The 26,334-nt window shown below is 70.3% G+C and carries 25 protein-coding genes and 2 pseudogenes; 9 read left to right on the forward strand and 18 right to left on the reverse strand.

Features of this window, described 5'->3' with window-relative positions:
- Nucleotides 1-37: 37 nt before the first annotated feature.
- From ADL12_RS55900 to ADL12_RS47820, 7 genes are all read right to left on the reverse strand, one after another.
- Entirely contained in the window at nucleotides 38-1,609 is a 1,572-nt protein-coding gene (locus tag ADL12_RS55900; RefSeq protein ID WP_062715434.1) for a hypothetical protein, read from the reverse strand.
- A 368-nt stretch (nucleotides 1,610-1,977) separates the two neighbouring features.
- The gene (gene cbiE, locus ADL12_RS47795; protein WP_062715435.1) at nucleotides 1,978-3,198 is read right to left on the reverse strand and encodes a precorrin-6y C5,15-methyltransferase (decarboxylating) subunit CbiE; all 1,221 of its coding nucleotides are present in this window, start codon (nucleotides 3,196-3,198) and stop codon (nucleotides 1,978-1,980) included.
- A 115-nt stretch (nucleotides 3,199-3,313) separates the two neighbouring features.
- On the reverse strand, nucleotides 3,314-3,952 hold the full coding sequence (locus ADL12_RS47800) for a GNAT family N-acetyltransferase (protein WP_062715436.1): 639 nt from the start codon (nucleotides 3,950-3,952) through the stop codon (nucleotides 3,314-3,316).
- 160 nt (nucleotides 3,953-4,112) lie between these two features.
- The gene (locus tag ADL12_RS47805) at nucleotides 4,113-4,946 is read right to left on the reverse strand and encodes a MetQ/NlpA family ABC transporter substrate-binding protein (RefSeq protein WP_062715437.1); all 834 of its coding nucleotides are present in this window, start codon (nucleotides 4,944-4,946) and stop codon (nucleotides 4,113-4,115) included.
- 76 nt (nucleotides 4,947-5,022) lie between these two features.
- Nucleotides 5,023-5,748 carry a methionine ABC transporter permease gene (locus ADL12_RS47810; RefSeq protein WP_062715439.1) on the reverse strand — a complete coding sequence of 242 codons (726 nt, stop codon included), beginning with the start codon at nucleotides 5,746-5,748 and terminating at the stop codon, nucleotides 5,023-5,025.
- Nucleotides 5,745-6,791, reverse strand: coding sequence for a methionine ABC transporter ATP-binding protein (locus ADL12_RS47815; protein ID WP_062715441.1), 1,047 nt, complete (start codon nucleotides 6,789-6,791; stop codon nucleotides 5,745-5,747). The genes ADL12_RS47810 and ADL12_RS47815 overlap by 4 nt, the downstream gene beginning before the upstream one ends.
- A gap of 384 nt (nucleotides 6,792-7,175) precedes the next feature.
- Nucleotides 7,176-7,826, reverse strand: a complete 651-nt coding sequence (locus ADL12_RS47820) for an HAD-IA family hydrolase (RefSeq protein WP_062715442.1) — start codon at nucleotides 7,824-7,826, stop codon at nucleotides 7,176-7,178.
- 143 nt (nucleotides 7,827-7,969) lie between these two features.
- Between ADL12_RS47820 and ADL12_RS47825 the strand changes: the two genes are divergently transcribed.
- Entirely contained in the window at nucleotides 7,970-8,329 is a 360-nt protein-coding gene (locus ADL12_RS47825) for a hypothetical protein (RefSeq protein WP_062715444.1), read from the forward strand.
- A complete protein-coding gene (locus ADL12_RS47830; RefSeq protein WP_062715446.1) occupies nucleotides 8,310-8,753 on the forward strand; it encodes a hypothetical protein in 444 nt (147 codons plus the stop codon). Before ADL12_RS47825 ends, ADL12_RS47830 begins: the two co-directional genes overlap by 20 nt.
- Here the strand turns inward: ADL12_RS47830 and ADL12_RS47835 are convergent.
- From ADL12_RS47835 to ADL12_RS47845, 3 genes are all read right to left on the reverse strand, one after another.
- Complete coding sequence (locus tag ADL12_RS47835) at nucleotides 8,743-9,240, reverse strand: GNAT family N-acetyltransferase (protein ID WP_062715448.1); 498 nt, start codon at nucleotides 9,238-9,240, stop codon at nucleotides 8,743-8,745. The genes ADL12_RS47830 and ADL12_RS47835 overlap by 11 nt on opposite strands.
- A 45-nt stretch (nucleotides 9,241-9,285) precedes the next feature.
- Nucleotides 9,286-9,795, reverse strand: a complete 510-nt coding sequence (locus tag ADL12_RS47840) for an RNA polymerase sigma factor (protein WP_062715450.1) — start codon at nucleotides 9,793-9,795, stop codon at nucleotides 9,286-9,288.
- 74 nt (nucleotides 9,796-9,869) lie between these two features.
- Nucleotides 9,870-11,042, reverse strand: coding sequence for a glycerophosphodiester phosphodiesterase (locus ADL12_RS47845; protein ID WP_062715452.1), 1,173 nt, complete (start codon nucleotides 11,040-11,042; stop codon nucleotides 9,870-9,872).
- A gap of 371 nt (nucleotides 11,043-11,413) precedes the next feature.
- On the opposite strand from ADL12_RS47845, the gene ADL12_RS47850 reads away from it, so the two are divergent.
- A complete protein-coding gene (locus ADL12_RS47850; RefSeq protein ID WP_019757317.1) occupies nucleotides 11,414-12,088 on the forward strand; it encodes a lysophospholipid acyltransferase family protein in 675 nt (224 codons plus the stop codon).
- Between the two features lie 95 nt (nucleotides 12,089-12,183).
- Here ADL12_RS47850 and ADL12_RS47855 read toward each other — a convergent pair whose 3' ends face one another.
- From ADL12_RS47855 to argH, 4 genes are all read right to left on the reverse strand, one after another.
- On the reverse strand, nucleotides 12,184-13,707 hold the full coding sequence (locus ADL12_RS47855; RefSeq protein ID WP_062715453.1) for an MFS transporter: 1,524 nt from the start codon (nucleotides 13,705-13,707) through the stop codon (nucleotides 12,184-12,186).
- On the reverse strand, nucleotides 13,704-14,255 hold the full coding sequence (locus tag ADL12_RS47860; RefSeq protein WP_062715455.1) for a TetR/AcrR family transcriptional regulator: 552 nt from the start codon (nucleotides 14,253-14,255) through the stop codon (nucleotides 13,704-13,706). The genes ADL12_RS47855 and ADL12_RS47860 overlap by 4 nt, the downstream gene beginning before the upstream one ends.
- A gap of 80 nt (nucleotides 14,256-14,335) precedes the next feature.
- Nucleotides 14,336-15,307, reverse strand: a complete 972-nt coding sequence (locus tag ADL12_RS47865; RefSeq protein WP_062715457.1) for an aldo/keto reductase — start codon at nucleotides 15,305-15,307, stop codon at nucleotides 14,336-14,338.
- A 163-nt stretch (nucleotides 15,308-15,470) separates the two neighbouring features.
- Nucleotides 15,471-16,895 (reverse strand): argininosuccinate lyase, encoded by a 1,425-nt coding sequence (gene argH / locus ADL12_RS47870; protein ID WP_062715459.1) that lies wholly within the window; start codon nucleotides 16,893-16,895, stop codon nucleotides 15,471-15,473.
- Nucleotides 16,896-17,156: 261 nt separating this feature from the next.
- On the opposite strand from argH, the pseudogene ADL12_RS47875 reads away from it, so the two are divergent.
- The 6 genes and pseudogenes from ADL12_RS47875 to ADL12_RS47900 all read left to right on the forward strand — a co-directional run bounded on the left by ADL12_RS47875 (nucleotide 17,157) and on the right by ADL12_RS47900 (nucleotide 22,508).
- Nucleotides 17,157-17,988 (forward strand): annotated as a pseudogene (locus ADL12_RS47875) (hypothetical protein).
- Between the two features lie 137 nt (nucleotides 17,989-18,125).
- Nucleotides 18,126-18,692: pseudogene (locus ADL12_RS47880) on the forward strand (pyridoxamine 5'-phosphate oxidase family protein).
- A 3-nt stretch (nucleotides 18,693-18,695) separates the two neighbouring features.
- Nucleotides 18,696-19,397, forward strand: coding sequence for a L,D-transpeptidase family protein (locus ADL12_RS47885; RefSeq protein ID WP_062715461.1), 702 nt, complete (start codon nucleotides 18,696-18,698; stop codon nucleotides 19,395-19,397).
- A 98-nt stretch (nucleotides 19,398-19,495) separates the two neighbouring features.
- Nucleotides 19,496-20,878, forward strand: coding sequence for a ferredoxin reductase family protein (locus tag ADL12_RS47890; RefSeq protein WP_062715463.1), 1,383 nt, complete (start codon nucleotides 19,496-19,498; stop codon nucleotides 20,876-20,878).
- Between the two features lie 51 nt (nucleotides 20,879-20,929).
- Nucleotides 20,930-21,712: an FMN-binding protein gene (locus tag ADL12_RS47895; protein WP_062715465.1), complete on the forward strand. Its 783-nt coding sequence runs from the start codon at nucleotides 20,930-20,932 to the stop codon at nucleotides 21,710-21,712.
- A complete protein-coding gene (locus tag ADL12_RS47900) occupies nucleotides 21,705-22,508 on the forward strand; it encodes an FAD:protein FMN transferase (protein WP_244188308.1) in 804 nt (267 codons plus the stop codon). Before ADL12_RS47895 ends, ADL12_RS47900 begins: the two co-directional genes overlap by 8 nt.
- A 3-nt stretch (nucleotides 22,509-22,511) precedes the next feature.
- On the opposite strand, the gene ADL12_RS47905 is transcribed toward ADL12_RS47900, so the two are convergent.
- From ADL12_RS47905 to argJ, 4 genes are read right to left on the reverse strand one after another with little or no spacing between them, the layout of a single operon-like run.
- Nucleotides 22,512-23,057, reverse strand: coding sequence for an arginine repressor (locus ADL12_RS47905; RefSeq protein ID WP_062715470.1), 546 nt, complete (start codon nucleotides 23,055-23,057; stop codon nucleotides 22,512-22,514).
- A 19-nt stretch (nucleotides 23,058-23,076) separates the two neighbouring features.
- Nucleotides 23,077-24,264: an acetylornithine transaminase gene (locus ADL12_RS47910; RefSeq protein WP_062715472.1), complete on the reverse strand. Its 1,188-nt coding sequence runs from the start codon at nucleotides 24,262-24,264 to the stop codon at nucleotides 23,077-23,079.
- Entirely contained in the window at nucleotides 24,261-25,169 is a 909-nt protein-coding gene (gene argB, locus ADL12_RS47915) for an acetylglutamate kinase (RefSeq protein WP_062715473.1), read from the reverse strand. The genes ADL12_RS47910 and argB overlap by 4 nt, the downstream gene beginning before the upstream one ends.
- A complete protein-coding gene (gene argJ / locus ADL12_RS47920; RefSeq protein WP_062715475.1) occupies nucleotides 25,166-26,317 on the reverse strand; it encodes a bifunctional glutamate N-acetyltransferase/amino-acid acetyltransferase ArgJ in 1,152 nt (383 codons plus the stop codon). Before argJ ends, argB begins: the two co-directional genes overlap by 4 nt.
- Nucleotides 26,318-26,334: the final 17 nt, after the last annotated feature.

Raw genomic sequence — 26,334 nt, forward strand, 5'->3', positions numbered from 1 at the left:
GCGCGCAGGCCTGCGCCGGGGGCTCGGGCGCGGCAGCTTAGGGCACCTGGGCGGCTTCCGGGGCGGAGGCCTTGGCGACCTGGGCTGCCTCCGGGGTCGCCGGGGCGGCGGACTCGGGGGCCTGCACCTCGGGGGCCTGTGCGGACTCGACAACCTCGGCTACGGCGGGCTCGGAGGCCTGCGCCGGGGGCTCGGGCGCGGCAGCTTCGGGAACCTGGGCGGCTTCGGGTGCGGAGGCGTCGGCGACCTGCGCTGCCTCGGGGGCGAGCACTTCGGGAACCGGTGCCGTCTCAAGGGCTGTGCCCTCGGACCCCTGGGCGATCTCAGCGTCAGCCGCCACAGGAGCCTGCCCGGCGTCAGCGTCGACCGCCTCGGCAACCTGAGCAGCTTCCGGCGCGGAATCAACCGCAACCGGGCCGGCCTCAGCGGCCGGGACCTCGGTCACCTGCGCGGTTCCGCCCTCGGCAGCCTCGGCGGGCTCGACAGCCTCACCGGCGACCGAGTCCGCCGGAGCCTGCGCGGCACCCGATCCGGCCTCGCTCACCGCGGCTTCCCCGGCAGCAGCGCCGACCTCGCCCGCAGCCACCGCGCCCTCGACGGCACCGGAGTCGACCGCACCCGTCGCAGCCTCGCCGGCCTCCGCAGCGGGCGCCGCCGCCGCAGGCACAGCGGCCGCAATCTGCTCGGCCTCGGCGGCAGGCGCAGCGCCTGCGGCCTCGTCGGCGGCCGGAGCAGCCACGACACCAGCGGCCTCTCCCGCACCCGGGTCCTGCGCGGCCACCGGCATGCGACCGGCGTCCTGGCCAGGCACTGGCCCGGCCACCGGCGGGGCGTCGCCACCCGACGGCTCCTGACCGCCGTACACGGCCTCCTGCGGGACCGGCACACCGACCTCGGCGCCCTGAGCAGCGTTCGTCACCTCGTGCGGAGCGCCCGTCGGGGCACCGGCTTCCGTGGTCACCGGAGCCACCACCGCCTGCGCCGCACCCACTGGCTCGCCGCCCGGCTGTCCGGTCGGGACAACCGTTTCGCCAGCCGGCGCCTCTGCGCCGACCGGCGCGGGGGCCGGAGCCTGGGCCTGGACGGTGGCCTGGGCCGGGGCTCCCCAGGGGGCCGCCGGCTGCGGGGCCGGTGCCTCGTGGTGCTGGGGGGCGTCGAGGTACTCGGGACCGGTCGGGACCGGGCCGGGCTGGCGTGTGGGTGCGCCTACGGCGCCGCGGTCGGCGAGGGAGCGGACCGGGCTGGCGGAGGCGTCGGGGATGGGCGGGCCGAGGTGCAGGGGGCGTCGGGGGGTGATGGGCGGGATCGGCATCGAAGGGGCCGTCGGGCCCGGGAGGCGGACGCCGCTGAGGTCGACCGAGCCGCTGTCGCGGCCGGAGATCTGGTGTGCGTCCGGCTCGTGCACGGCCTCGAGGAGCGGCTCCGGCGCGGGCGGGGCGACCTCGTTGCCCCAGGCGCCCTGGGAGCCGGGCAGCAGCAGGTCTTCGTCCTCGGCGGTGGTCTCGGAGAGGTAGGTGTACGCACCGTGCGCCGCGGGGACGCCCGGCTGCTCCACCATGCCTGCGCTCTCCGGCAGTCCCTCGCCCGGGACCTGGCCGGTGTCGGTCATGCGTACCCCTCGCCCATCGGTTAGTGCTTCTACGACCAGCTCACCGGGGACGGCGCACCGACCGCCCCCGCAGTGAAGAACGAGCGTGTGTGCCCAGCGGCACGAACGACCCGCCCAAAAAAGGCGACAAAGCCATTGAGTGGCATTGTCGTGGCCGTTCGGCCGTCGCGACAGGCTGATCCGCGACAGGCCGCTGTGGACTGCGCCACGTTGCGCGTCCTCCGGTTCCGCCGTACCACACGCACCCCAAACGGGGCGCGTTTTTCCGGACATTGACCGACGAAGTGTCGGGCGGCCGAGTGCGGTACAACGATCGGCCAGCCTACCGCGCGCGGTATGACAACAGGATCACGGGGACGGGTACGCGGTCACGCCGTGCGGTCGGGAAGTACCCCGCTGAGCAGGAACGCGACACTGCGCTCCCGCTCGGTCCAGGCCCGCGTGTCGAGTTCCACGGACTGCAGGAGGGCGCACTCCACGTCGTAGCCGTGCTCGGTGAGGTCGCGTCCGACGAGTTCGGCGGCGTCGCGGGTGGCGGCGTGCGTGACGATGCGCTGCGGGCGCCGGTCGGCGACGGCGGAGACGACGGCCGCTCCCCCGCCGCCGACGCGTACGACGTCCGGTTCGGCGAGGTTCTCCAGGACGTGCGGGGCCGTGCCGTGGACGATCTGCAGCTGGACCCCGAAGCCGCGTGCGTTGGCCTCGGTGCGGGCGCAGGCCTGCGGGTCGCGGTCGACGGCGATGACGGCGGCGCCGGCCCGTGCGGCCTCGACGGCGAAGGCGCCGCTGCCGCAGCCGATGTCCCACACGAGGTCGCCCATACGCGGGCCGAGACGGGCGAGTTGGGCCGCGCGCAGCGGTTCCAGTTCGCCTTCGCCCATGAGGCCGCCGTAGGACTCGGCGGGCAGGGTCCAGCCGCGCGGCGCGGTGGACGGCTCACGGCCGGCGATCCAACCGCCGCCCTCCGCCGCGGCGCCTGTTCCCGGGTGTCCGCCGATGACGATGACGACGTTCGGGTCCCGCCAGGTGTGGTCGGCGGCGTTGTCGGAGGTGACGACGGTGACCTGCTCGCGTTCGGTGCCCAGTTCCTCGCAGATGACGAAGGTGCGGTGGACGCCCTCCAGGAGCAGGCCGAGTTCGGCGGGTCCGGCGCCCGGTGAGGTGAGGACGGCGACCTTGGTGTGGGCGCGGCACACATTCACCGCGCGTCGCAGGGTGCGGGGGTGTGCGACGACCACTTGTGCGTCGTCCCAGGGCATCCCGGCCCGGGCGAAGGCGGTGGCGACCGAGGAGACGGCGGGGACGACCTCGACCTCGAGGCCGAACTCGGGCGCGCGCAGGGTCCGTACGACTCCGAAGAAGCCGGGGTCGCCGTCCGCGAGCACCACCGCGGTGCCGCGGTGGCCGGCGATGCGGCGGGCGGCGAGGGCGACGCTGCCGAGGCGGATGCGCTCGGCGGCGGGCGGCACCTCGGGGAGCGCCAGGTGGTGGGCGGCACCGGCCACGAGCGTGGCGGCAGCCAGAGCGGAGCGTGCCGCGGCGGTCAGCGGCGAGCCGTCCCAGCCGATCACCGTGACGCGGTCGGCCATTGTCGTCAGTCTCCTGGGTTCGCGCAGGTCGTCATAGGGCAGCCCTAGGGGCAGGCTCCGTGAGGGTACCTGGTCGGTATGTCGGCACCTGCGGTGCCCGAGGGTTCGTCCCCCGTCAGTTCCACTCGCCGAACGAGGTGAAGCCGCCGCTGTCGGCCAGCTGCTCCCCGGCCCCGTCGAGGTCTTCCGGGAGGAGGCTCCACACGATGAAGTCGGTGCGTACGTCGGTCCAGGTGCCGTCCTCCGCGCGGACGTGGGCTATGCACGCGTTGCGCAGGACGCCCTCGCTGATACAGCCGATCTTCTGGGCGACCTGCTGGGAGGCGGTGTTGTCGGCGGCCGTGCGCAGCTCGATGCGCTCGAACTTCTGGTCGCTGAACAGCCATTGGGCGGTGGCGAGTGCGGCCTCGGAGGCGTAGCCCTCGCCACGGGCCCAGGGGGCGACGATGTACGACAGCTCGGTAGCGCGGACATGCCAGTTCGTCTTGGCCAGCTGGACGACACCGACCAGGCGCTGGGTGAGGAACTCGGTGACGGCCAGGTCGAGTCCGCGGCCGGCCTCCCGCTCCGCGGGGGCGTACTCGGTGATCCAGGTGCGGGCCCCGTCCTCGGTGAAGGGCTGCGGGACGTGCGTCCAGGCGCCGACCTGCTCGTCGTTCATCATCTCGGCCAGTGCGGGCACGTCGTCCTCGTCGAGGGGACGCAGCACCAACCGCTCCGTGCTGATGGAGATGTTGGGGAAGGTGCTAACCATGCGCCGCTCCGTAACCTTCGGAAAACCTTCAGGGCCTGCTGAACTGCCCAGCATGCAGCATGAAAGCACTGAACTGCATCACGGGGTCCACTCCAAGTGAGCGAGTGGACCCCGTGCGTGGCGATACGCGGTATACGCCCCGTCAGATGAAGGTGACCCGTCAGAACGCGGCGACGACGGCGCCGTCGTACTTGTCCTCGATGAACTTCTTCACCTCGGGCGAGGTGAGCAGCTTGGCCAGCTTCTGCACGCGCGGGTCGTCCTCGTCGCCCTTCTTGACGGCGAGGAAGTTGCCGTACGGGTTGTCCTTGGGCGACTCGGCGGCGATGGCGTCCTTGGCCGGGCTGAGGTCGGCCTCCAGGGCGTAGTTGCCGTTGATGACAGCGGCGTCGACGTCGCCGAGCGAGCGCGGCAGCTGGGCCGCCTCGAGCTCCTTGAACTGAAGGTTCTTGGGGTTGGAGGCGATGTCCTTGGGGGTCGCTTCGTAGCCGACGCCGGCCTTCAGCTTGATCAGGCCGTTGGCCTCGAGGAGCTTCAGGGCGCGGGCCTCGTTGGTGGTGTCGTTCGGGACGGCGACCGTGGCGCCCTTCCCCAGGTCCGCGAGCTTCTTGACGCCCTGGGAGTACACGCCGAGCGGCTCCAGGTGCACCGTGGCGTTCGGCACGGCCACGATGTCGGTGCCGTTCTTCTTGTTGAAGTCGTCCAGGTACGGCTGGTGCTGGAAATAGTTGGCGTCGACCTCACCCTGCTGGACGGCCGTGTTCGGCGTCACGTAGTCGGTGAACTCCTTGACCTCGAGCTCGAGGCCGGCCTTCTTCGCGAGCTTGTCCTTGATGTAGGTGAGGATCTCGCCCTGCGGGGTGGGCGTGGCGGCCACCTTCAGCGGGGCGCTCGCGTCGGAACCGGAGTCCTTGTCCGAGCCGCAGGCGGAGAGCCCGAGGGTGAGGGCTCCGGCGGCGAGGACGGCAGTGGTGATCTTGGCGGTGTTACGCACGAAAAGTGCCTTTCCTTATGGGTGGTGCGACCCCGACTTGGGTGTTCGGGGAGTTCTGGGGTCCGTCCGAGGTGATTCAGACGGTCTTGCTCGTCGCCGTGGACGCCTTCAGCAGCCGCAGCTTCGGCCCCGGGCCCGAGTGGCCGCTGCGGCGGTGCAGGGAACGGGCCGCGTAGTCGCCGGCGAACTGGATGAGGGAGATGACGACGGCGAGGATCGCGACGGTGAGCCACATCAGCTCGGTCTCGAAGCGCTGGTAGCCGTAGCGGATGGCGATGTCGCCGAGGCCGCCCGCGCCGACCGTGCCGGCCATGGCCGAGTAGCCGATGAGGGCGACGATCGTGGTCGTGGTGCCGGCGATCAGCGAGGGCAGGGACTCGGGTACCAGGACCTTGCGTACGACCGTCCAGGTGTTGCCGCCCATCGACTGCACGGCCTCCACGAGGCCGCCGTCCACTTCGCGGACAGCCGTCTCAACCAGGCGGGCGAAGAAAGGGATCGCGCCGATCGCGAGCGGCACGATGGCGGCCTCGCGGCCGATGGTCGTGCCGGTGACCCAGCGCGTGAAGCTCATCAGCGCGACCATCAGGATGATGAACGGCATCGAGCGGGCGACGTTCACGATCTGCCCGATGACCTTGTTGGCCAGGACGTTCTGGAGCAGGCCGCCCCTGTCGGTGAGGACGAGGAGGATGCCGAGCGGGAGACCGCCGGCGACGGCTATGAGGGTGGACCACCCGACCATGTAGAGGGTGTCCCAACACGCCTGCTCCAGCAGGGGCTGCATCTCGGACCAGGTCACAGCTGGGCACCTTCCTTCAGCAGAACGGGCTCCTGGCCCAGTACGTCGATCTGCAGGCCCTGTTCGCGCAGGAAGCCGATGGGCACGACGTTGTCCTCGTAGCGGCCGGGCAGTTCGATGCGCATGCGGCCGACCTGGAGGCCGCCGACGGTGTCGATGGCGGCGCCGAGGATCGAGATGTCGATGTTGTAGGTGCGCGAGAGCTGCGAGATGACCGGCTGGGTGGCCGCCTCGCCCTGGAAGGTCACGTCGACGACGGTGCGGTCCTCGGCGGAGGCCTCGCCGCCCACCGGGAAGAGCGCGGAGGCGAGTTCGGAGCCGGGGGTCGCGAGGAGCTCGCTGACAGTGCCGGACTCGACGATGCGCCCCTTCTCCATGAGTGCCGCCGAGTCGCAGATCGACTTCACGACGTCCATCTCGTGGGTGATGAGCAGGACGGTCAGGCCCAGCTGCCGGTTCAGGTCACGCAGTAGCTGGAGGATGGAGCGGGTGGTCTCCGGGTCGAGAGCGCTGGTGGCCTCGTCGGACAGGAGCACCTTGGGGTCGCCGGCGAGGGCGCGGGCGATGCCGACACGCTGCTTCTGGCCGCCGGAGAGCTGGGCGGGGTAGGCCTTGGCCTTGTCCGCGAGGCCCACCAGGTCGAGGAGTTCGAGTGCCTTGCGGGAGCGCTCCTTGCCCGACTTGCCGAGGATCTCGAGCGGCAGCTCGACGTTGTCCTGGACCGTCCGGGAGGAGAGCAGGTTGAAGTGCTGGAAGACCATGCCGATACGGCTGCGCGCCTGCCGGAGTTCCTTGCCGGCCCGGGGACCGCGTCCCGCGAGGGCGGTGAGGTCCTGCCCGGCGACGGTCACCGTCCCGGCGGTGGGGCGCTCCAGCAGGTTGATGCAGCGGATGAGCGAGGACTTGCCGGCGCCGGACTGGCCGATGACGCCGTACACCTCGCCTTCGCGGACATGCAGATCGACGCCGTCGAGGGCGGTGACCTCGCGGCCGTGTGAGCGGTGAGCCCGGTAAATTTTCGTCAGGCCCGTTGTGGTGATCACTGGGGTTTCCGTCACTGTCGAGTGCGCGGCGCGTCGTGGGCGCCGGGCACATGGCGTTCATGGTCGAAAGCAGCCAGAACGCAGCACGGTTCTCGCAGGCGCGGTGGAACCGGGGAGGAGAATCGTGTGCGCGGGGCGGAACTCAGTCCCGTACGCCTGGCGTACGCGCGGACATGAGCGGGCTCTCGCTTCGGGGCGCGAGGCTCAGGGTGGTGCAGGGGCCCTCTAGCAGGCGCACATTCGACACATACAACGAGCACCGGGCGTCATGGTCGCCTCGGTCGCAAAGGTGCGGCAGCTCGTCGTGGTCATGCGATCAGTAAACCAGACGTACGGTCCTTACCGGCCGCCGCTGTCCGCATACTGGACAGCGGCGGACAGCTCTCATCCGCGTACGGAGATCTCGACTCCGGCGTCCGTGACCAGGGCGGACAGGGCGGACAGGTCCTTCACCACCAGGTCGGCGTCGAGCTCGTGGGCCTGGTGGGTTGTGGTCAACGCCACGGTGATCATCCCGGCGGCGCGACCGGCCGCCAGACCGGCGGGGGCGTCCTCGAAGACGACACAGTGGGCCGGGTCGACGCCGAGTTCGCGGGCGGCGAGGAGGTAGGGCTCGGGGTCGGGCTTGCCGCGCGTGATGTCGTCGGCGGTGACCATCGTCTTGGGCCGGATCCCCACCGCGTCGAGCCGGGCCTCGGCGAGTCGCCGGGTGGCGGAGGTGACGACGGCCCAGCGGTCGGCGGGCAGCGCGTCGAGGAACGCCTTGGTGCCGGGCAGCAGGTGGGCGCCCCCGTTCGGTACGTCCTCCACCTCCAGGGTCTCGATCCGTGCGAGGGCCTCCGGCACGACGTCGGCGGGCAGCAGGTCGGCGGCTATCTCGACGGCCGGACGCCCATGCAGTTCGACCCGCCCGAACTCCTCGGCCGTGAGCCCGTACTCGCCGGCCCACCGGGTCCAGCAGCGGTCCACGGATTCGAGGGAGGAGACGAGGGTGCCGTCGTTGTCGAACAGGAGAGCGCGCGCATGGATCGTCATGGTCTAGACCCTACGGGGCCGCCGGAGATTGCCGGACACGGCCTCGAGGCGATCGCGGCGCCGGACTCGTCGCCGACGAACCGTCCGTCTGACCGCCGGGGGCCGGGCGCATCAGGCCTTTTGGGCCGTATTAAGGTCGCTCCATGCTTGATGCCCTGACGCTGGTGACCGGGGTCGCCGCGCTGCTGCTGGCCGCCTGGTGCGGTTGGGCGGCCTACCGTGATCAGCCGACCAAGGACTGGCACTTCATCGGGATGGCCGTGGTGACGGTGCTGACCCTGGTGCAGTTGGTGGTCGGGATCGTGCTGCTGGCGCGGGGCGAGAAGCCGGAGCAGGGCACGACGATCTTCGTGGCGTATCTGCTGGGCTCGTTCGCGTGCATCCCGGCGGCGGGCTTCATGTCGCTGGCCGAGCGGTCCAAGTGGGGTTCGGTGACGGTCGCCGCCGGCGGTGTGGTACTGGCCGTGCTGGAGGTGCGGCTCTATGACATCTGGGGAGGCTGAGGTGGCCGTGACGCAGGACAAGCCCACCAGGACGCGGCTGATCAGCGGGCCCGGGATCCTGCTCGTCTGGCTCTACGGCGTGATGGTCGTCGGGGCCGTGTCGCGATCGGCGTACCAGATCGCGACCGAGTTCGACCGGGCGCCGCTCGCCTATGCGCTGTCGGCCGTCGCGGGTCTCGTCTACGGGTTCATCACGTACACCCTGGTACGAGGCGGCGAAACGGCCCGCAAGGCGGCGCTGGTGTGCTGCGCCGCCGAGCTCGCGGGCGTGCTGATCGTCGGCACCTGGACCCTGGTGGAGCCCTCGGCGTTCCCCGACGCGACCGTCTGGTCCGACTACGGCATGGGGTATCTCTTCATCCCCGTGCTGCTGCCCCTGTCGGCCATGTACTGGCTCCGCAAGGCACGCGCCGTCACGCAGTAGCGGCGTACGCTCCCGCCGGCTTCTCCAGGACGATCATCGGGACCCCGTCTGCGCCCTTCGAGGTGCCCACCGCCTCGTAACCCACCTTGCGGTACAGGCGGAGGTTGCCCTCGCTGCGGTGGCCCGTCTGCAGGCGGAACCTCGTGGCGCCGCGCTGCTCGGTCAGGCCCGCTTCCGCTGCGCGGAGCAGGCGGGCGCCGATGCCGTGGCCCTGCAGGCGGGGGTGGACACAGAGCTTGCCGATGGCGGCGGCGCCGTCCTCGGTGACGCTGCCGCGGACCGAGCCGACGACCTCCTCGCCCAGCCGCGCCACGAAGACACAGTCGGCGGCGACCTCCGCGCGAACCGAGTCCAGAGTCTGGACCAGCGGGTCGATGCGGTAGTTGCCGTACAGCGCAGCCTCGCTCTGGAAGCACAGGTACTGCAGCCTGAAGATCTGCTCCGCGTCCTGCTCGGTCGCCGCAGAGATGGTCACGCTCATGCCCATGTGCGCACGCCTCCCGCTCACCTGATCGCCTGTCGTCCCTCACTCCTATCCCCGCACTCCGCGGGCCGCAACCTCCGGTGTGAGCAAACGACGCAGACATCCCAGGCATCTGGAACGTTCCGGGCCGAGACTGCCCTGTGAGATACCCAACTCCCCCGCGATTTCCCGGTATGTCAGGTCGTTCGGGGAGAGGAGCGCCTCCATCAGGCGGGGGCAGCGGCCGGGGAGTCGGCGTACCGCTTCGCGCAGGGCTCGGCCGCGGGCGGCCGCGAGGGCCATGTGTTCGGGGTCGTGGCGATCGGTGTCGGCGGCGGGCTCGGTCTCGTACGGCTGTTCCCGTCGCGTCGTACGGCGGCTTCGGCGCGCCTCGGAGCGCACAGCCCTGCGCAGCCAGCTCTGCGGGTCCACGGGTGGGCCGTCCGAGTCGAGGAGTTCCAGGAGGCGGAGCCAGACCGCCTGTTCCAGGTCGCCCGGCTCCGTTCCGGAGGCGTGTGCCTCGGCGGAGGCCTCCGCGAGGAGCAGCGGGCGCAGGGCGGCAACCAGGTCGTCCGTCATATGCGGCACGACGCGGCCGCCCGGGCGCGGGGTTGCCCGGGCGGCCGACAGTCACCCCAACCGGGGCGGGGGTCTCAGCTGTTGACGAAGTCCTCGCGGGCCAGCACGCCCGTGTCGGGGTTGTCGGTGAAGACACCGTCGATGCCGGTGGCGAAGTACGCCTTGTAGGCGCCGAAGACGTCGCCGTAGGCGTCCGCGTCGGTGCCCTTGCGGAAGTTCGCGGGGAGGAAGGGGTTCTCGTTGCGCATGGTCCAGGGGTGCAGGAGCAGGCCGACCTTGTGCGCGTCGCTCACCAGCGTGGTGGGCGTGGTGAGGTTGCCGTTCGCGTCCTTCGGGATGATCAGGTCCAGGGTGGTGCCGATGCCCTGGGCGTAGGAGGCGATCTCCCTGAGGCCGGCGGGCTTGACCAGGTCGGCGACCGTGCGCGGGTCGCCCGTCTCGACGAAGTCCCAGGGGCGGGTGGTCGGGCCGGAGAGCAGGACCACCAGCGGGTTGTCGACCAGCTTGTTCAGGCGCTGGATGCTGGTCGGCTCGAAGGACTGGACGATGACCGGCGAGTTCCGCCGGTCCTTGCCGTGCTTGTGCAGCACCTTGGCGATCCGCTCCTCCAGGGCGAGACCCTGCTTGCGGAAGTAGGTGGGGTGCTTGAGCTCGGGGTAGATCCAGACCTGCTTGCCGCGCTTACGGGTCTGCTCGTCCTGCCACTTCAGGACCTCCTCGAAGGTGGGGACCTCCCAGCGGCCGTTGTAGAGGGTGTTGTGCGAGCGGTTGGCCGGAATGCGTTCGATCGCGCGCAGGGTCTTCAGCTCGGCGAGCGTGAAGTCCTCGGTGAACCAGCCGGTGGTGGAGACACCGTCGAGGAGCTTGGTCTTCTTGCGGTCGGCGAACTCGGGATGGTCGGCGACATCGGTCGTGCCCCCGATCTCCGGCTCGTGCCGGCAGACGAGGTGGCCGTCCTTGGTCGGGACGAGGTCGCCCGCCTCGACGATGTCGGCGCCCATGTCGAGGGCCAGCTGGTAGGAGCCGAGGGTGTGCTCGGGCCGGTAGCCGCTGGCGCCGCGGTGGCCGATGATCGTCGGCTTGGGCAGGCTCTTCAGGCCGCCGCCACCGCCACCGCCGTACCGGGTCTCGGCCGCTCTCGCCGTACCGGACAGCCCGAGGACCGCTCCGCCCGCGCCGAGCACGGCCGCGCCGAGAAGCATCCGCCGTCCGGTTACGCCCGCCTGCTCGTTCTCCTGGGTTCCCATGAGGGCCCTCCCTGACCGTCTTCCCATTCAGTGCGCGCCGATCGTAGGTGCGTGCACATGACGGACGGGAGACCTCCGGCGGAACTCGCGGGTGACGCTGAATGTCGTACGGGAAAGGTGAGGTGACGGCCCGTCGGAATGGGCCTGGCGGTGCGGGGGAAGTCGTCGGGTAGGCCCTCGGGGCGATGTCCGTCACATCATGGCGGGCTCGTTACGCACCGCCCACGGCACGCCACCGCAGGTAAACCTGCGTCAACAGTGCGTAAGGCCTCGGTGAAGTCGGCCCACCCGATGTGCGGGACCCCGGGAACCGCGAGTATCGTCCTCACCTGCACAGACTTATACCGAATCCCTTGACACCGGAGGGCCCGTTGTCCCGCTTCGCGCTCATCAAGGCAGTGCTCGGACCGATCATGCGCCTGATGTTCCGCCCGCAGGTGGAGGGCGCTGAGCACATCCCGGGCGACGGCCCGGTCATCCTGGCCGGCAACCACCTCACCTTCATCGACTCGATGATCCTTCCGCTGGTCTGCGACCGTCAGGTCTTCTTCATCGGCAAGGACGAGTACGTCACGGGCAAGGGCCTCAAGGGCCGTCTCATGGCGTGGTTCTTCACCGGCGTCGGCATGATCCCGGTCGACCGGGACGGCGGCCGGGGCGGGGTCGCGGCCCTGATGACCGGGCGCCGCATTCTGGAGGAGGGCAAGGTCTTCGGCATCTACCCCGAGGGCACGCGGTCTCCCGACGGGCGGCTGTACCGGGGGCGCACCGGTATCGCGCGGTTGACGCTGATGACCGGTGCGCCCGTCGTTCCGTTCGCCATGATCGGCACCGACAAGATTCAGCCGGGTGGGGCGGGGATGCCGCGGCCTCGGAAGGTGACGGTGCGGTTCGGTGAGGCGATGGAGTTCTCTCGGTACGAGGGGATGGACCGGGACCGTTATGTGCTGCGGGCGGTGACCGACTCTGTGATGGCTGAGGTCATGCGGTTGTCGGGGCAGGAGTACGTGGACATGTACGCCAGCAAGGCCAAAGAGGCTGCGTAGCGCCGTTTCGGTTCTCAGGTACGGCGGCTGCGGGTGGTCTGTGGTTGCTCGCGCCCACGCGGCGGAGCCGCATGTCGAACACAGCCCCGCGCCCCTTAAGCGGCACTGCCCAGCCGTTGGCCGCGGAGGAGGAACCACGCTGCCGCAGCCGCAGTGAGCAGGACCGCCGCGCCTACGCCCGACGCCAGCGCCAGGCCATCCACAAAGGAATGGCGGGCAGCATCGAGCAGAGCCTCGGATGTATGGGTGGGCAGGCCTGCCGCCGCCTCCACCGCGCCCCCCAGTGACTCGTGGGCCTCGGCCGGAGTGCCCGCCGGGCCCGTGAAGTCCCGGTACACACCGGTCACGATCGAGCCCAGTACGGCGATGCCCAGTGCGGCGCCCAACTCGTACGCCGTCTCGGACACCGCGGACGCCGCCCCCGCCTGCTCCTTCGGCACGCTGGAGAGGATCACGTCGGACGTCACCGTGAAGGAGAAGCCCGCGCCGACGCCGACCACCAGCAGGGCGGCCCCGAGCAGCGGATAGCCCGTCGAGCGGTCGATCACCGTGAGCACGGCCAGGGCGAGGCCGATCGCCGCGAGGCCGCCGGAGACGACGACCCGTACCGAGAAGCGGCGGGCCGCGCGACCCGCGATCAGGCCGGCCACCACCGCGCCGATCGCGGCGGGCAGCTCCGCGAGGCCCGCCTCGAACGGGCCCCTGCCCTGCACGAGTTGCAGGAACTGGGAGAGGAAGAACACCAGGCCGGACAGGCCGAGGATGGTCAGCAGGTCGGCGAGGACCGCGCCGCTGAAGCCGCGGTGGCGGAACAGCCGCATGTCCAGCAGCGGGGTCGGCAGGGTGAACTGGCGGCGGACGAAGCCGTACAGCGCGGCCGCGCCCAGCAGGCCCACGGCGAGCGTGGCCCACGTGAAGCCGTGCGTGGCGGCCTCCTTGACGGCGTACACGATGCCCACCATGCCGACGAGGGACAGGGCGACGCTGATCACATCCCAGGGGCCGGGACTCGGGTTTCGCGATTCGGGCAGCAGCTTCATGCCGACGAGGACGAGGACCACCATCACCGGCAGGTTGATCAAGAAGACCGAACCCCACCAGAAGTGTTCGAGCAGGAAGCCGCCGACGATCGGTCCGACTGCCGTACCGGCGGACGCCGTCGCGCCCCAGATGCCGACGGCGAGGCTGCGTTCGCGCGGGTCGTGGAAGAGGTTGCGGATCAGGGCGAGCGTGGCGGGCATCAGGGTGGCGCCCGCGACACCGAGCAACGCCCGGGCCAGGATCATCAGTTCAGGGGTCGTCGCGTAGGCGTTGAGGACCGATATCGCGCCGAACGCCGTGGCGCCGACGAGCAGGATCCGCTTGCGGCCGATGCGGTCGCCGAGGCTGCCCATCGACACGAGCAGACCCGCGATGACGAAGGAGTAGACGTCGCCGATCCAGAGGAGCTGGGTGCCGGAGGGCTTCAGGTCCTCGCTGATGTAGGGGGTCGCGAGACCGAGGACGGTCGCATCGACGGCCACCAGCAGCACGGCGAGCACGAGGACGGACAGCGCGAGCCAGCGGCCCGAACGCTTCACCGCCTCGGTCGTGGTCGCCGGCTGCAGGGTGCTGGTCATGATTCCTCTCTTCTGAGCGCGCCGCCGAGCAACAGCTCGACGATCATGTGGTGGAAGTCCTTGGGGGCGACCTTGCCGCTCTGCACGACCCAGGCGCCGGAGGCGAGCAGCCCGAACAGGGCCTCGGTGAGCCACGCGGGCGTGAGATCGATCCGGAACTCGCCGCTGTCCTGTCCGCGCCGGAACAGCGCGGCGATACGGCCGTCGATCCTGGACCAGCCCTCGTTCTGCGCCTCCCCCTCGAACAGTTGGTTCTCGGTGTAGAGGAAGGCGAGGAGTCCGGCGGCGGACTCGATCTCGCGGACGAGGCGACGTACGGCGTCACTCGCCGGCCCCTCGTCCAGCCGTGCCGCGTCCACCGCTGCCTCGCACTCCGCGATACCGAGCGCCTCCAGCGCCCGCACGAGGGCGTCGCGCCCGGCGAAGTGCCGGTGCAGTGTGGCCCGGCTGATCCCGGCGGCCTTGGCGACCTCGTCCATGGTCGCGGTGGATTTGCGGGTCAGCAGGGCGGCGGCACTGCGCAGTACGTGGTCACGATCGACGGCCATGAGACAACCATAACCCATGTGAGACATTGATGTCTCATTCAAGGCATGCGAAGCTCACAGCCCTTGGCTCGGAGGACGTGTCAGTGCCAGGGCAGCTGCCCGCGCCGCCCCCAGTACGCGCCCGGCTCCTCCACCAGCGCGGCGAGCCGCTCCACCTGCCCGTCGTCGAGGTCCACGACCGCCGCGTGCAGGTTGGACGCGAGCTGGACGGTCGTCGCGGCGCCGGAGAGGACCACGCCGGCCCAGGGCTCGCGCAGGATCACCGCGAGGGCGACGGCGTCGCAGCCCAGAGACGTCTCTTCGGCTACGGCCTTCAGCGCGTCCGGCGCATACGGGTCCGCGAGCCGCCCGTTGGCCATGCCCTCCTTGACGATCACCGTGAGCCCGGCGTCGTGCGCCTCGGCGAGGGCAGGGCCGGCCGAGGTCTCCAGGGCGTTGTACGTCGACTGGACGGTACGGAAGAGGGGCTCGCCGTCGACCGTCACGGCGAGGGCGGCGCGGATCGCGTCGGCCTGGGCGGGGCCGCTGGTGGAGAAGCCGATGGTGAGGCCCTGGGCGGCGGCTTCGGCCAGCCTTGCGTGGAGGTCCTTGTCGGCGAGGGCGGGACTGTCCGGGGTCACCGAGTGGATCTGGTAGAGGTCGAGCCGGTCACCGAGGAGGGCGTCGGTCTCGGCGCGCTGGCGCTCGTACGTCGGGAGGGTGTGGTCCTTGACCTCGTGTTTCTCGGCGTCGGTGGACCAGTCGGCGGTGTAGGTGTAGCCCCACTTGCTGCCGATGACCACGTCGTCGATGCGGGGGTTTTTGTTGAGCCAGTCCGCGAGGAACTCCTCGGAGCGGCCGTAGGAGCGGGCTGCGTCGAAGTAGCGGACGCCTTGGGCGTAGGCGGCGTCGAGGAGTTCGTGGGTTCGGGTGCGCAGCGTTTCGACGCTGCGGTTCTCTCCGAGGTCTTTGTCCCGGCCGAGGTTGATGTAGCCGGGGCGGCCGACGGCGGCGAGGCCGAGTCCGATGTGGCAGGTCGGGGTCGTCGCTGTTGCCAGTCGGGCGAAGGGCATCGCGCGCTCCGTTCGGTCGGATCCGGTTCGGCTTCCGACCAACGTAACCCGTGATGACCTTCGCCTCAGGATTCGGGTTGTGCGGTAGTTCGGCGAGTGCGGGTTCGTCGTGGCTTGTCGCGCCCACGCGGCGGAGCCGCAAATCGATACAGCCCCGCGCCCCTTAGGGGCGATTCGCCCACCGGTGTTGGGCTGCCACGTCCTGCTTCACCTCCGCCAGCTGCACCGCCACCGCGCTCGGCGCCGTACCGCCCCGGCCGCTACGCGAAGCAAGGGCACCCGGCACGTTCAGCACCGTCCGCACCTCCGGCGTCAGATGGGTGCTGATCTTCGCGAACTGCTCGTCCGTCAGGCCGTCCAGTTCCTTGCCCTCGGACTCGGCGACCTTGACGCACTCGCCGGCGACCTCGTGCGCGACCCGGAAGGGGACGCCCTGCTTGACCAGCCACTCGGCGATGTCGGTGGCGAGGGAGAAGCCGGCCGGGGCCAGTTCCTCCATGCGCTCGCGGTTGACGGTGAGGGTGGCCATCATGCCGGTGAAGGCGGGGAGCAGGACCTCCAGCTGGTCGCAGGAGTCGAAGACCGGCTCCTTGTCCTCCTGGAGGTCGCGGTTGTAGGCGAGGGGCAGGGCCTTCAGCGTGGCCATCAGGCCCGTGAGGTTGCCGATCAGGCGGCCGCTCTTGCCGCGCGCCAGCTCCGCGATGTCCGGGTTCTTCTTCTGCGGCATGATCGACGAGCCGGTGGAGAACGCGTCGTGCAGGGTCACGAAGGAGAACTCCTTCGTGTTCCAGATGATGACCTCCTCGGCGATCCGGGAGAGGTTCACCCCGATCATCGCGGTGATGAAGGCGAACTCGGCGACGAAGTCACGCGACGCCGTGCCGTCGATCGAGTTGGCGACGGACCCGTGCTCGAAGCCGAGGTCCTTCGCCACCGCCTCCGGGTCCAGGCCGAGGGAGGAACCCGCCAGGGCGCCGGAGCCGTACGGCGAGACGGCCGTGCGCTCGTCCCACTGACGCAGCCGCTCCGCGTCCCGGGACAGCGACTGGACGTGGGCCAGGACATGGTGGGCGAAGAGCACCGGCTGGGCGTGCTGCAGGTGGGTGCGGCCGGGCATCGCCACGTCCGGGTGGGCCTCGGCGAGGCCGATCAGCGCGTCCTGGAGGTCGGCGATCAGACCGCCGATGATGCGGGCGTGGTCGCGGAGGTACATCCGGAACAGGGTGGCCACCTGGTCGTTGCGGGACCGGCCCGCGCGCAGCTTGCCGCCCAGGTCCGGGCCGAGGCGCTCCAGCAGGCCCCGCTCCAGGGCGGTGTGGACGTCCTCGTCGGCGATCGTGCCCACGAAGGAGCCGTCGGCGACGTCCGCCTCCAGCTGGTCGAGCCCGGCGATCATCCGGGTCAGCTCGTCCTCCGTGAGCAGCCCCGCCTTGTGCAGCACGCGCGCGTGGGCACGCGAACCGGCGATGTCGTAGGGGGCCAGCCGCCAGTCGAAGTGGACGGACGCGGACAGCTTGGCCAGGGCCTCGGCGGGACCGTCGGCGAAACGGCCGCCCCAGAGCCGGACGTCACCGCTGTTGCTGCTCACTCGCTGTGCTCCTCGGGAGGGTCTGGGTGTGGCACCGCCTCCCCGTGGCGTGAACGGGGAGGCGGTCGTCAGGCTAGTGCGCGCTCACCACACTGTGTATGCATGATTATGCAGAGCTCTGCATGATTCGTCAATCCCGGCCCGTGGCAGCGGGAAATCCGAGCCGCCTTTGAACGCGAGAAACCGCTTACCCGTATCTCTCGCCGAACGCAGGCGCCGCGTTTGTCAACCACGACCACCTGACCCGAGTGAGGCATCCGCATGTCCAGGGCTCTTCCGAAGTACAACAAGCGTCGCGTCGCGTTCATCGGCGGCGCTGCCGCGGTGGCACTGTCCGGCACGGTGATCGCCGGCTTCGCCCTCGCGGGGGAGACGTCCAAGAACAGCGGGACCAGCGCCCGCACACTGGCGAGCCCCGGCACGATCACTTGCCCGGACGTCAGGTCCAAGCTGCCCGCGGTCCCGGCCTCCGCCAAGGCCGAGGTCGACCGCAACCTCGCACTGCTCAACACGCAGATCCAGGAGGCCAACCAGCGCCTCGTCAACGGCCAGGGCGGACCCAACTTCGTCCAGAACGCCATCCTCGGCCCGCTCAAGGACAAGCGCGTGGCGACGGTCAACCGCATCGCGACGGCGATCGGACGCACGGCGGCCAAGCCGCAGGGGCTGGACGCGCTGGCGCCGTGCACCTTGAACGCGACCGGGACCAATGCGGGCGGCGGCGCCAAGGCCACGCCCCCCGCGAAGGCGACCCCCGGGCAGCAGGCCGGCGGGAACACGGGCAACACCGGAAACAGCGGCAACGCAGGCGGTGTCGGCACGATCAGCTGCCCTGACGTGAAGTCGAAGCTGCCCGCGGTCCCGGCCTCCGCCAAGGCCGAGGTCGACCGCAACCTCGCACTGCTCAACACGCAGATCCAGGAGGCCAACCAGCGCCTCGTCAACCGGACCCAACTTCGTCCAGAACGCCATCCTCGGCCCGCTCAAGGACAAGCGCACCGCCGCCATCGACCGCATCGCCATCTCGATCGGCCGCACCGCCGCGAAGCCCCAGGGCCTGAACTCCCTGGCGGCCTGCCAGCTCGTCAAGTGACGTGACAGGCAGCCATGGCCGCCCCGTTGGCACGCCGGCCGGGGCGGCCATGGCGCCTGCGAGTGAACAGGCGAATTCCTTAGACAGGCGAACGATCCACGTCCATACTCGATGAACGTGGGAAAACTTACGGACGCATGGACGGCAGACTCCGCACCTTCATCGAGGAGCAGCCCCTCTTCTTCACCTCGACCGCTCCCCTGTCAGCCGACGGCACCGTCAACCTCTCCCCCAAGGGCCTCAAGGGCTCCTTCGCGATCCTCGACGAACTCACCCTGGCCTACCTCGACTTCGCCGGGTCCAACGCCGAGACCATCGCGCATCTGCGGGAGAACGGCCGGATCACCCTCATGTGGTGCGCCTTCCAGGGCCCGCCCCAACATCGTCCGTGTGCACGGCCGCGGTGAGGCCGTCTTCCGGGACGACCCACGGTTCAAGGAACTGCTCGGGCACGTTCCCGACATCGACCCGACCTGCACGGCCTGCGCGCGATCATCGTGGTGCGAGCCGAAGTCATTCGGGACTCCTGCGGGTACGCGGTGCCCCTCATGACGTACGACGAAGACCGCGACCTGCACGCCAGGCGGTTCGCGCGCGAGGACGACGACTCGCTCAGCGCGTACTTCGCCAAGAAGGACCACATCGCGACCAGCCTGGATGGACTACCCGGGCTGCCGTTGCCGCTGCCTCCGTCTAGCGTCTGAGCCATGCGCCACGGTGTCGTCGCCCTCGCGTCCGCGTCCGTCCTCGTGCTCGGTGCCGCCACGGGAGACGGGACGCCGCCTCCCCTGCCCGCGCGCATGGCCGACACCGGGGGCGGTACCCAGCTGATCACCGCCGTGGCACCGAGGACCGGCTCGACGTCGGGGACCGTCACCTGGTGGGACCGGGTGGACGGGACGTGGGTGAAGGCCGGTTCGGCGTCGGCCCGCTTCGGCGCGAGGGGACTCGTCGAGGGGACCTCGCGGAAGCAGGGCACGAACACGACGCCGACGGGGCTGTACGGGCTGCCGTATGCCTTCGGCATCGAAGCGGCGCCGCGCGGCACGACGTACAAGTACCGCCGTGTGCACCGGGACTCCTGGTGGTGCCAGGACAACGACTCGCGCGCGTACAACCGTTGGACCGAGCCGCTGGCGCGCGACTGCCGGGCCGTCGAGTCCGAGCACCTGGTCTCGTACGGGGCGCTGTACGCGTACGCGCTCGTCATCGACTTCAACTACGAGCGCCCGGTGAAGGGGCGAGGTGCCGGGATCTTCCTCCATGTGAAGGGGCGTGGGGCGACGGCCGGTTGTGTGTCGGTGTCCGAGGACGCGATGAAGCGGATCCTCAGGTGGGCCGATCCGCGGCGGAAACCGCACATCGCGATCGGGACGGCGGACGGGCCCACGGCGATCACCCGCTACTGAGCAAGCGGCACTGAACACACGGACCTCCCCGCACGTATCTCTGGGCCAAGGGACCACGCCCATCACGCACTCCCCTTGCTCCCGTCCCCGGAGGAACCGTGACCACCACGCTCGCAGGCGGCCGTGCCGCTCGCCGCCAGACGATGCGCCGCATCCGCCCGCGCCGCTCCCCGGCCGTCCCGCTGGTCGTCGCCCTATGGGCGGGCGCGGCAGCGGTGCTGTGGCTGTGGTGGGACAACACGCCGTCCCTCGCGGACAACACCGCCAAGATCCTCGCCGCCGGGCGGATCACCGGTCTGCTGGCCGGCTATCTCATGGCGCTCGTCGTGCTGCAGATGGCCCGGGTGCCCGCGCTGGAGCGGCGGGTGGGGTCGGACCGGGTCGCACGGTGGCACGCGATGAGCGGTCGTTACACGATCTGCCTGGTCATCGCGCACGTCTTCCTCACCATGTGGGCGTACGCGCTGCAGGCAGGCAAGACGCTCGGCGACGTCGTCCAGCAGACGATCGACTCGGTCAACACGCTGCCGGACATGGGCAAGGCGGCCATCGGCACCGGCCTGCTGTTCTTCATCGCGTTCATCTCGATCGGGGGCATCCGCCGCCGGATCCCGTACGACACCTGGTACCACGTGCACCTGCTCACGTACGCGGCGGTGTACCTGACGTTCTGGCACCAGATCACCACCGGCAACGAGTTCGCCGTCGAGCCGTCCGCGAAGACCTTCTGGTACGGGCTGTACGGGATCGTGACCGCGCTGGTGGTCTGGTACCGGATCCTCACCCCGATCCGCCTCAACCTGCGGCACCGGATGTACGTCGAGGCGGTCATCGAGGAGACGCCGGGCATCGTGTCGGTGCTGATCGGCGGACGCAAGCTGCACCGCATGGGCGCGGAGGCCGGACAGTTCTTCCGGTGGCGGTTCAAGGCACCGGGCATGCGGTTCAGCTCCCACCCCTACTCGTTGTCGGCGGCGCCCCGCCCGGACATGCTGCGGATCACGGTCAAGGCGATCGGCGACCACACCTCGCGGCTGCGCGATCTGAAGCCGGGCACCAAGGTGTGGGCCGAGGGGCCGTACGGCGCGCTGACCGCCCAGCGCCGCAGCCGGGGCAAGGTGCTGCTGGTCGCGGGCGGGGTGGGCATCACACCGATGCGGGCCCTGTTCGAGACGCTGCCCGGCGCGTCCGGCGACATCACCCTGCTCTACCGGGCCAACAGCACCCAGGACCTGGCGCTGTGGGACGAGCTCGCGGCCATCGCCGACGAGCGCGGCGCCCGGCTGATGTACGCGGTCAACAGCCCGGACGGCGAGCGGCCGGACATCTCGGCGGAGCGGCTGCGCCAGAAGCTGCCCGACATCGACAAGCACGACGTGTTCATGTGCGGGCCGGCCGGCTTCGCGCAGTCCGTCTACGAGGCCCTGCGCGGCGCGGGTGTGCCCGCCCGCCGCATCCATCACGAGTCGTTCGAGATGTGAGCGACGGGACCGTCACACACCAGACTTCGGACTTCAGGAGCTGTAGGAGCCATGAGGAAGAGTCACCCCATCCGGCGTGTCGTGCTGGCCGGCGCGGCCACCGTGTCCGGGATCGTGCTGCTGCTCTCGCTGAAGCCGGCGACCGACCCGGCCTCCGCGGCGGCGGGCGGCACGGCACCACCCGTGGCGGCACAGTCGCCGCAGGGCGGCGCCCAGGCGGCCGGCACCGGCACGATCACCGGTGACGCGGCGCAGACCCAGTACGGGGCCGTGCAGGTGCGGCTGACCGTGGCGGGCGGGAAGATCACCCAGGCGGAGGCCGTCCAGGCACCCAAGGGCGGCCAGAGCGACCAGGTCACCGCGAACGCCGTGCCCAAGCTCAACCAGGCGGCGGTCGCCGCGCAGAGCGCGGACATCGACGCGGTGTCGGGAGCGACGTACACCAGCGCGGGCTACAAGGAGTCCCTCCAGTCGGCCATCGACAAGGCGAAGGCGAGCGCCGGTTCGTCGCAGGGCTCGGGCTCACAGGACTCCGGTTCGCAAGGGTCGGGCGCCGCCCAGGCCAGTACCGTCACCGGCAGCGTCGCCCAGACCCAGTACGGGCCGGTCCAGGTCCGGATCACGGTCAGCGGCGGAAAGATCACCAAGGCCGAGGCGGTCCAGACGCCCAAGGGCGGCCGGAGCGACCAGGTCACCGCGAACGCCGTACCGAAGCTCAACCAAGCCGCCGTGGCGGCGGGCAGCGCCGACATCGACGCGGTCTCCGGAGCCACGTACACCAGCGCCGGCTACAAGGAGTCCCTCCAGTCGGCCCTGGACCAGGCCGGTGGCTGACACGGTGGCGGAACCGGCAGAAGCTCCCGCCGCGGTACGTCATGCGGAGGAGGTCATGGGGACGGTCTTCTCCTTCGACGTCCGCGGCGGGGACCCCGGTGCCGTGAAGTCGGCACTGGAAGAGGCGGTCACCGGACTGCACCGGGTCGACGAGGTGTTCAGCACCTACCGCGACGACAGCCAGGTCTCCCGGCTGGTGAGCGGTGAGCTGACCGTCGAACGGTGCGATCCGGAGGTCGCCGAGGTGCTCGAACTGGGCGCCGAGGCGGAGCGGCTCAGCGAGGGCTGGTTCAGCACCTCGTACGAGGGCCGCCTCGACCCGACGGGCATCGTCAAGGGCTGGTCCGTCGAACGCGCGGCCCGCCGCCTCGCGAAGATCCCCGGCGTGACCGGCGTCAGCGTCAACGGCGGCGGCGACGTCCAACTCCTCGGCGTACCGGGCGCACAGCGCCCCTGGCGCGTGGGAGTCTCCGACCCCCTCCGCCCGGGCGGCCTCGCGGCAGTCATCTCCGCCGCCGGCCTGGACGAACTGGCGGTGGCCACATCCGGCACGGCGGAGCGGGGCGCGCACATAGTCGACCCGCGCACCGGCCGCTCCGCGGTGACGGACCTGGTGGCGGTGACTGTGGTGGCCCCGCAATTGACCTGGGCGGACTGCTGGGCGACGGCGGCTTTCGCGATGGGGTCGAGGCAAGGTCTGCGGTGGTTGGAGTCATTGCCGGACGTGGAGGCCCTCTTGATCACGGCCGGGGATGAAGTCCGCTGCACAGGCGGCCTCGCATCTCGACTCGGCTGACACTCAGTGCCCGTTCTGAGCCAACCGCAGCAAATGATCAGCCAGAGCCTGACCCCCCGTAGGGTTCCGGCTGATCAACAGCAACGTGTCGTCACCGGCAATGGTCCCCAAGATGTCCTGCAGCTCGGCCTGATCAATGGCCGAGGCCAAGAACTGCGCAGCCCCCGGAGGGGTCCGCAGGACCACGAGGTTCGCAGAAGCCTCCGCGGAGATCAGCAGCTCCTGGGAAAGCCGCCGCATCCGCTCCTCCTTGGCCGACTCGCCCAGCGGCGCACGGGGGGTCCGAAAACCCCCCTCACTCGGCACCGCGTAGATCAGATCGCCCTCGTTGTTACGGATCTTCACCGCGTTGAGCTCGTCCAGATCCCGGGAGAGCGTCGCCTGCGTGACGCTCAACCCGTCGTCGGCGAGCAGCTTCGCCAACTGGCTCTGCGACCGCACGGGTTGCCGGTTGAGGATGTCCACGATCCGGCGGTGGCGCGCGGTGCGGGTCTGTGGCACGGCAGGCCCGGCGGCCCCGTTGTGCTCGTGGTCCTGCGCCTGACTCATCGTCGTCTCATTTCCCGGATCATCCGTCCCCGTTGGCCACGTCAAGGATGCCGGGAAGGGCCTGAAGAAGCGCCTCCACTTCGTCGTCACCGAGGTTCAGCGGCGGCATGAGCCGTACGACATCGGGGGCGGGCGCGTTCACCAGGAAACCGGCGTCCTGAGCCGCCTGCTGCACCTTGGCGGCGAGCGGCTCGGTGAGCACGATACCCAGGAGCAGTCCCGCGCCCCGGACATAGTCGATCAACGGGTGGCCCAGCGCCTCGACCCCGTCGCGCACCTTCTCGCTCTGCCGCTTGACGTTCTCCAGCAACCCGTCGTTGGCGATGGTGTCCAGCACGGCCAGTCCCGCGGCACACGCGACCGGGTTCCCGCCGAAGGTCGTCCCGTGGTGACCGGGCTGCAGCAGCTCCGCGGCCCGCCCGAAGGCGACCGTCGCACCCAGCGGCAGCCCGCCGCCGAGCTGCTTGGCGAGCGTGACGACGTCGGGCAGCACGCCCTCGTGGGCCTGGTATTCGAACCAGTGCCCGGTACGGCCGATGCCGGTCTGCACCTCGTCGAGGACGAGCAGCGCACCGCTGGCGGCGGTGATCGCCCGCGCCGCCTTCAGATAGCCGGCCGGCGGCACCACGACCCCGAGTTCGCCCTGGATCGGCTCGATGATCACAAGGGCGGTCTCCTCGGTGACCGCGGCGGCCAGCGCCTGCGCGTCGCCGAACGGCACGTGCGTGACATCGCCGGGCAGCGGCAGGAACGGCTCCCGCTTGCCGGCCTGGCCGGTCATCGCGAGGGCGCCCATCGTGCGGCCGTGGAAGCCGCCCTCGGTGGCGACGATGTGGGTCCGCCCGGTCAGCCGGCCGATCTTGAACGCGGCCTCGTTGGCCTCGGCGCCGGAGTTGCAGAAGAAGACCTTGCCGTCCCGGCCGAAGAGCTGCAGGAGCCGTTCGGCGAGGACGACGGTCGGCTCGGCCATGAAGAAGTTGGAGATGTGGCCGAGGGACGCGATCTGCTTGCTCACGGCCTCGACGATCGCCGGGTGCGCGTGGCCGAGCGCGTTGGTGGCGATGCCGCCGACCCAGTCGAAGTACTGCTTGCCCTCGGTGTCCCAGACCTTCAGGCCCTCACCGCGGTCGAGAGGGAGCCTCGGGGTGCCGTAGTTGTTCATGAGCGAGCCCTGCCACCGCTGGGTGAGCTCCTGATTCCCCGTCATTCGGCGTCCCCCTCTTGCACGTCCGGCACGACCATCGTGCCGATTCCTTCGTCGGTGAAGATCTCCAGCAGGATGGAGTGCTGGACCCGGCCGTCGATGACCCGGGCGGTGGTGACGCCGCCCCGCACGGCGTGCAGGCAGCCCTCCATCTTCGGCACCATGCCGGAGCTCAACTCCGGCAGCAGCTCCTCCAGTTGGGAAGCGGTGAGGCGGCTGATCACCTCGTCGGAGTGGGGCCAGTCCTCGTAGAGGCCCTCGACGTCCGTGAGGACCATGAGGGTTTCGGCGCCCAGAGCAGCAGCGAGTGCCGCAGCCGCCGTATCAGCATTGACGTTGTAGACATGTCCGTCGTCCTGGCTCCGGGCGATCGACGAGACGACCGGGATACGGCCGTCGGCCAGCAGGGCCTCGATCGCGCCCGTGTCGATGTCGGTGATCTCGCCCACCCGCCCGATGTCGACGAGCTCGCCGTCGATCTCGGGCTGGTGCTTGGTGGCGGTGATGGTGTGCGCGTCCTCGCCGGTCAGCCCCACGGCCAGCGGGCCGTGTTCGTTGAGCAGATTGACCAGCTCCCGCTGGACCTGACCGGCCAGCACCATCCGTACGACGTCCATGGCGTCCTCGGTGGTGACGCGCAGGCCCGCCTTGAACTCGCTGACGATGCCGTGCTTGTCGAGGGCGGCGCTGATCTGCGGACCGCCGCCGTGCACGACGACGGGCTTGAGCCCGGCGTGGTGCAGGAACACGACGTCCTGGGCGAACGCGGCCTTCAGGTCCTCGTCGATCATGGCGTTGCCGCCGAACTTGATGACGACGGTCTTGCCGTTGTGGCGGACCAGCCAGGGCAGCGCCTCGATGAGGATCTGGGCCTTGGGGAGGGCGGTGTGCTTCCGCGTAGTGCTCATGACGAGTAGGCGCTGTTCTCGTGGACGTAGTCGGCGGTGAGGTCGTTGGTCCAGATGGTGGCGGTCTCGGAGCCCGCGGCGAGGTCGGCGACGATGTGCACCTCGCGGTAGCGCATGTCGACCTTCTCGCGGTCCTCGCCGACGCCGCCGTTCTTGCACACCCAGACGCCGTTGATGGCGACGTTGAGCCGGTCGGGCTCGAAGGCGGCCTTGGTCGTGCCGATCGCGGACAGGACGCGGCCCCAGTTGGGGTCCTCGCCGTGGATGGCGCACTTGAGGAGGTTGTTGCGGGCGATGGACCGGCCCACCTCGACGGCGTCGTCCTCGGTCGCGGCGTTGATCACCTCGACCTTGATGTCCTTGCTGGCGCCCTCGGCGTCCCGGATCAGCTGCTGGCCGAGGTCGTCGCAGACGGCCCGTACGGCCTCGGCGAACTCCTCGTACCCCGGGGTGACTTCGGCGGCGCCGGAGGCGAGGAGCAGCACGGTGTCGTTGGTGGACATGCAGCCGTCGGAGTCGACGCGGTCGAAGGTGACCTTGGTGGCGGCGCGCAGGGCCTTGTCCAGTACGTCGCTGTCGAGGGCGGCGTCAGTGGTGAGGACGACCAGCATGGTGGCGAGGCCGGGGGCGAGCATGCCGGCGCCCTTCGCCATGCCGCCGACGGTCCAGCCGTCCTTGGTCACGACGGACGTCTTGTGGACGGTGTCGGTGGTCTTGATGGCGATGGCGGCCTTCTCGCCGCCGTGCTCGGAGAGCTGGGCGGCGGCGGTCTCGACGCCCGGGAGCAGCTTGTCCATGGGCAGCAGCACACCGATGAGGCCGGTCGAGCAGACGGCGACCTCGATGGCGCCCCGGCCGAGCACCTCGGCGACCTTCTCGGCGGTGGCGTGGGTGTCCTGGAAGCCCTTGGGTCCCGTACAGGCGTTGGCGCCACCGGAGTTGAGGACGACCGCGGAGACCTGACCGCCCTTCAGGGCCTGCTCGGACCACAGCACCGGCGCGGCCTTGACGCGGTTGGAGGTGAAGACGCCCGCGGCGGATCGGCGGGGCCCGGTGTTGACCACGAGGGCCAGGTCCGGGTTGCCGTTCTCCTTGATTCCGGCGGCGATCCCCGCCGCCGTGAATCCCTTTGCTGCCGTGACACTCACTGCATCTCCTTGTTCGC

Source organism: Streptomyces regalis, from assembly GCF_001509475.1.
GTDB classification, from domain to species: Bacteria; Actinomycetota; Actinomycetes; order Streptomycetales; family Streptomycetaceae; genus Streptomyces; species Streptomyces regalis.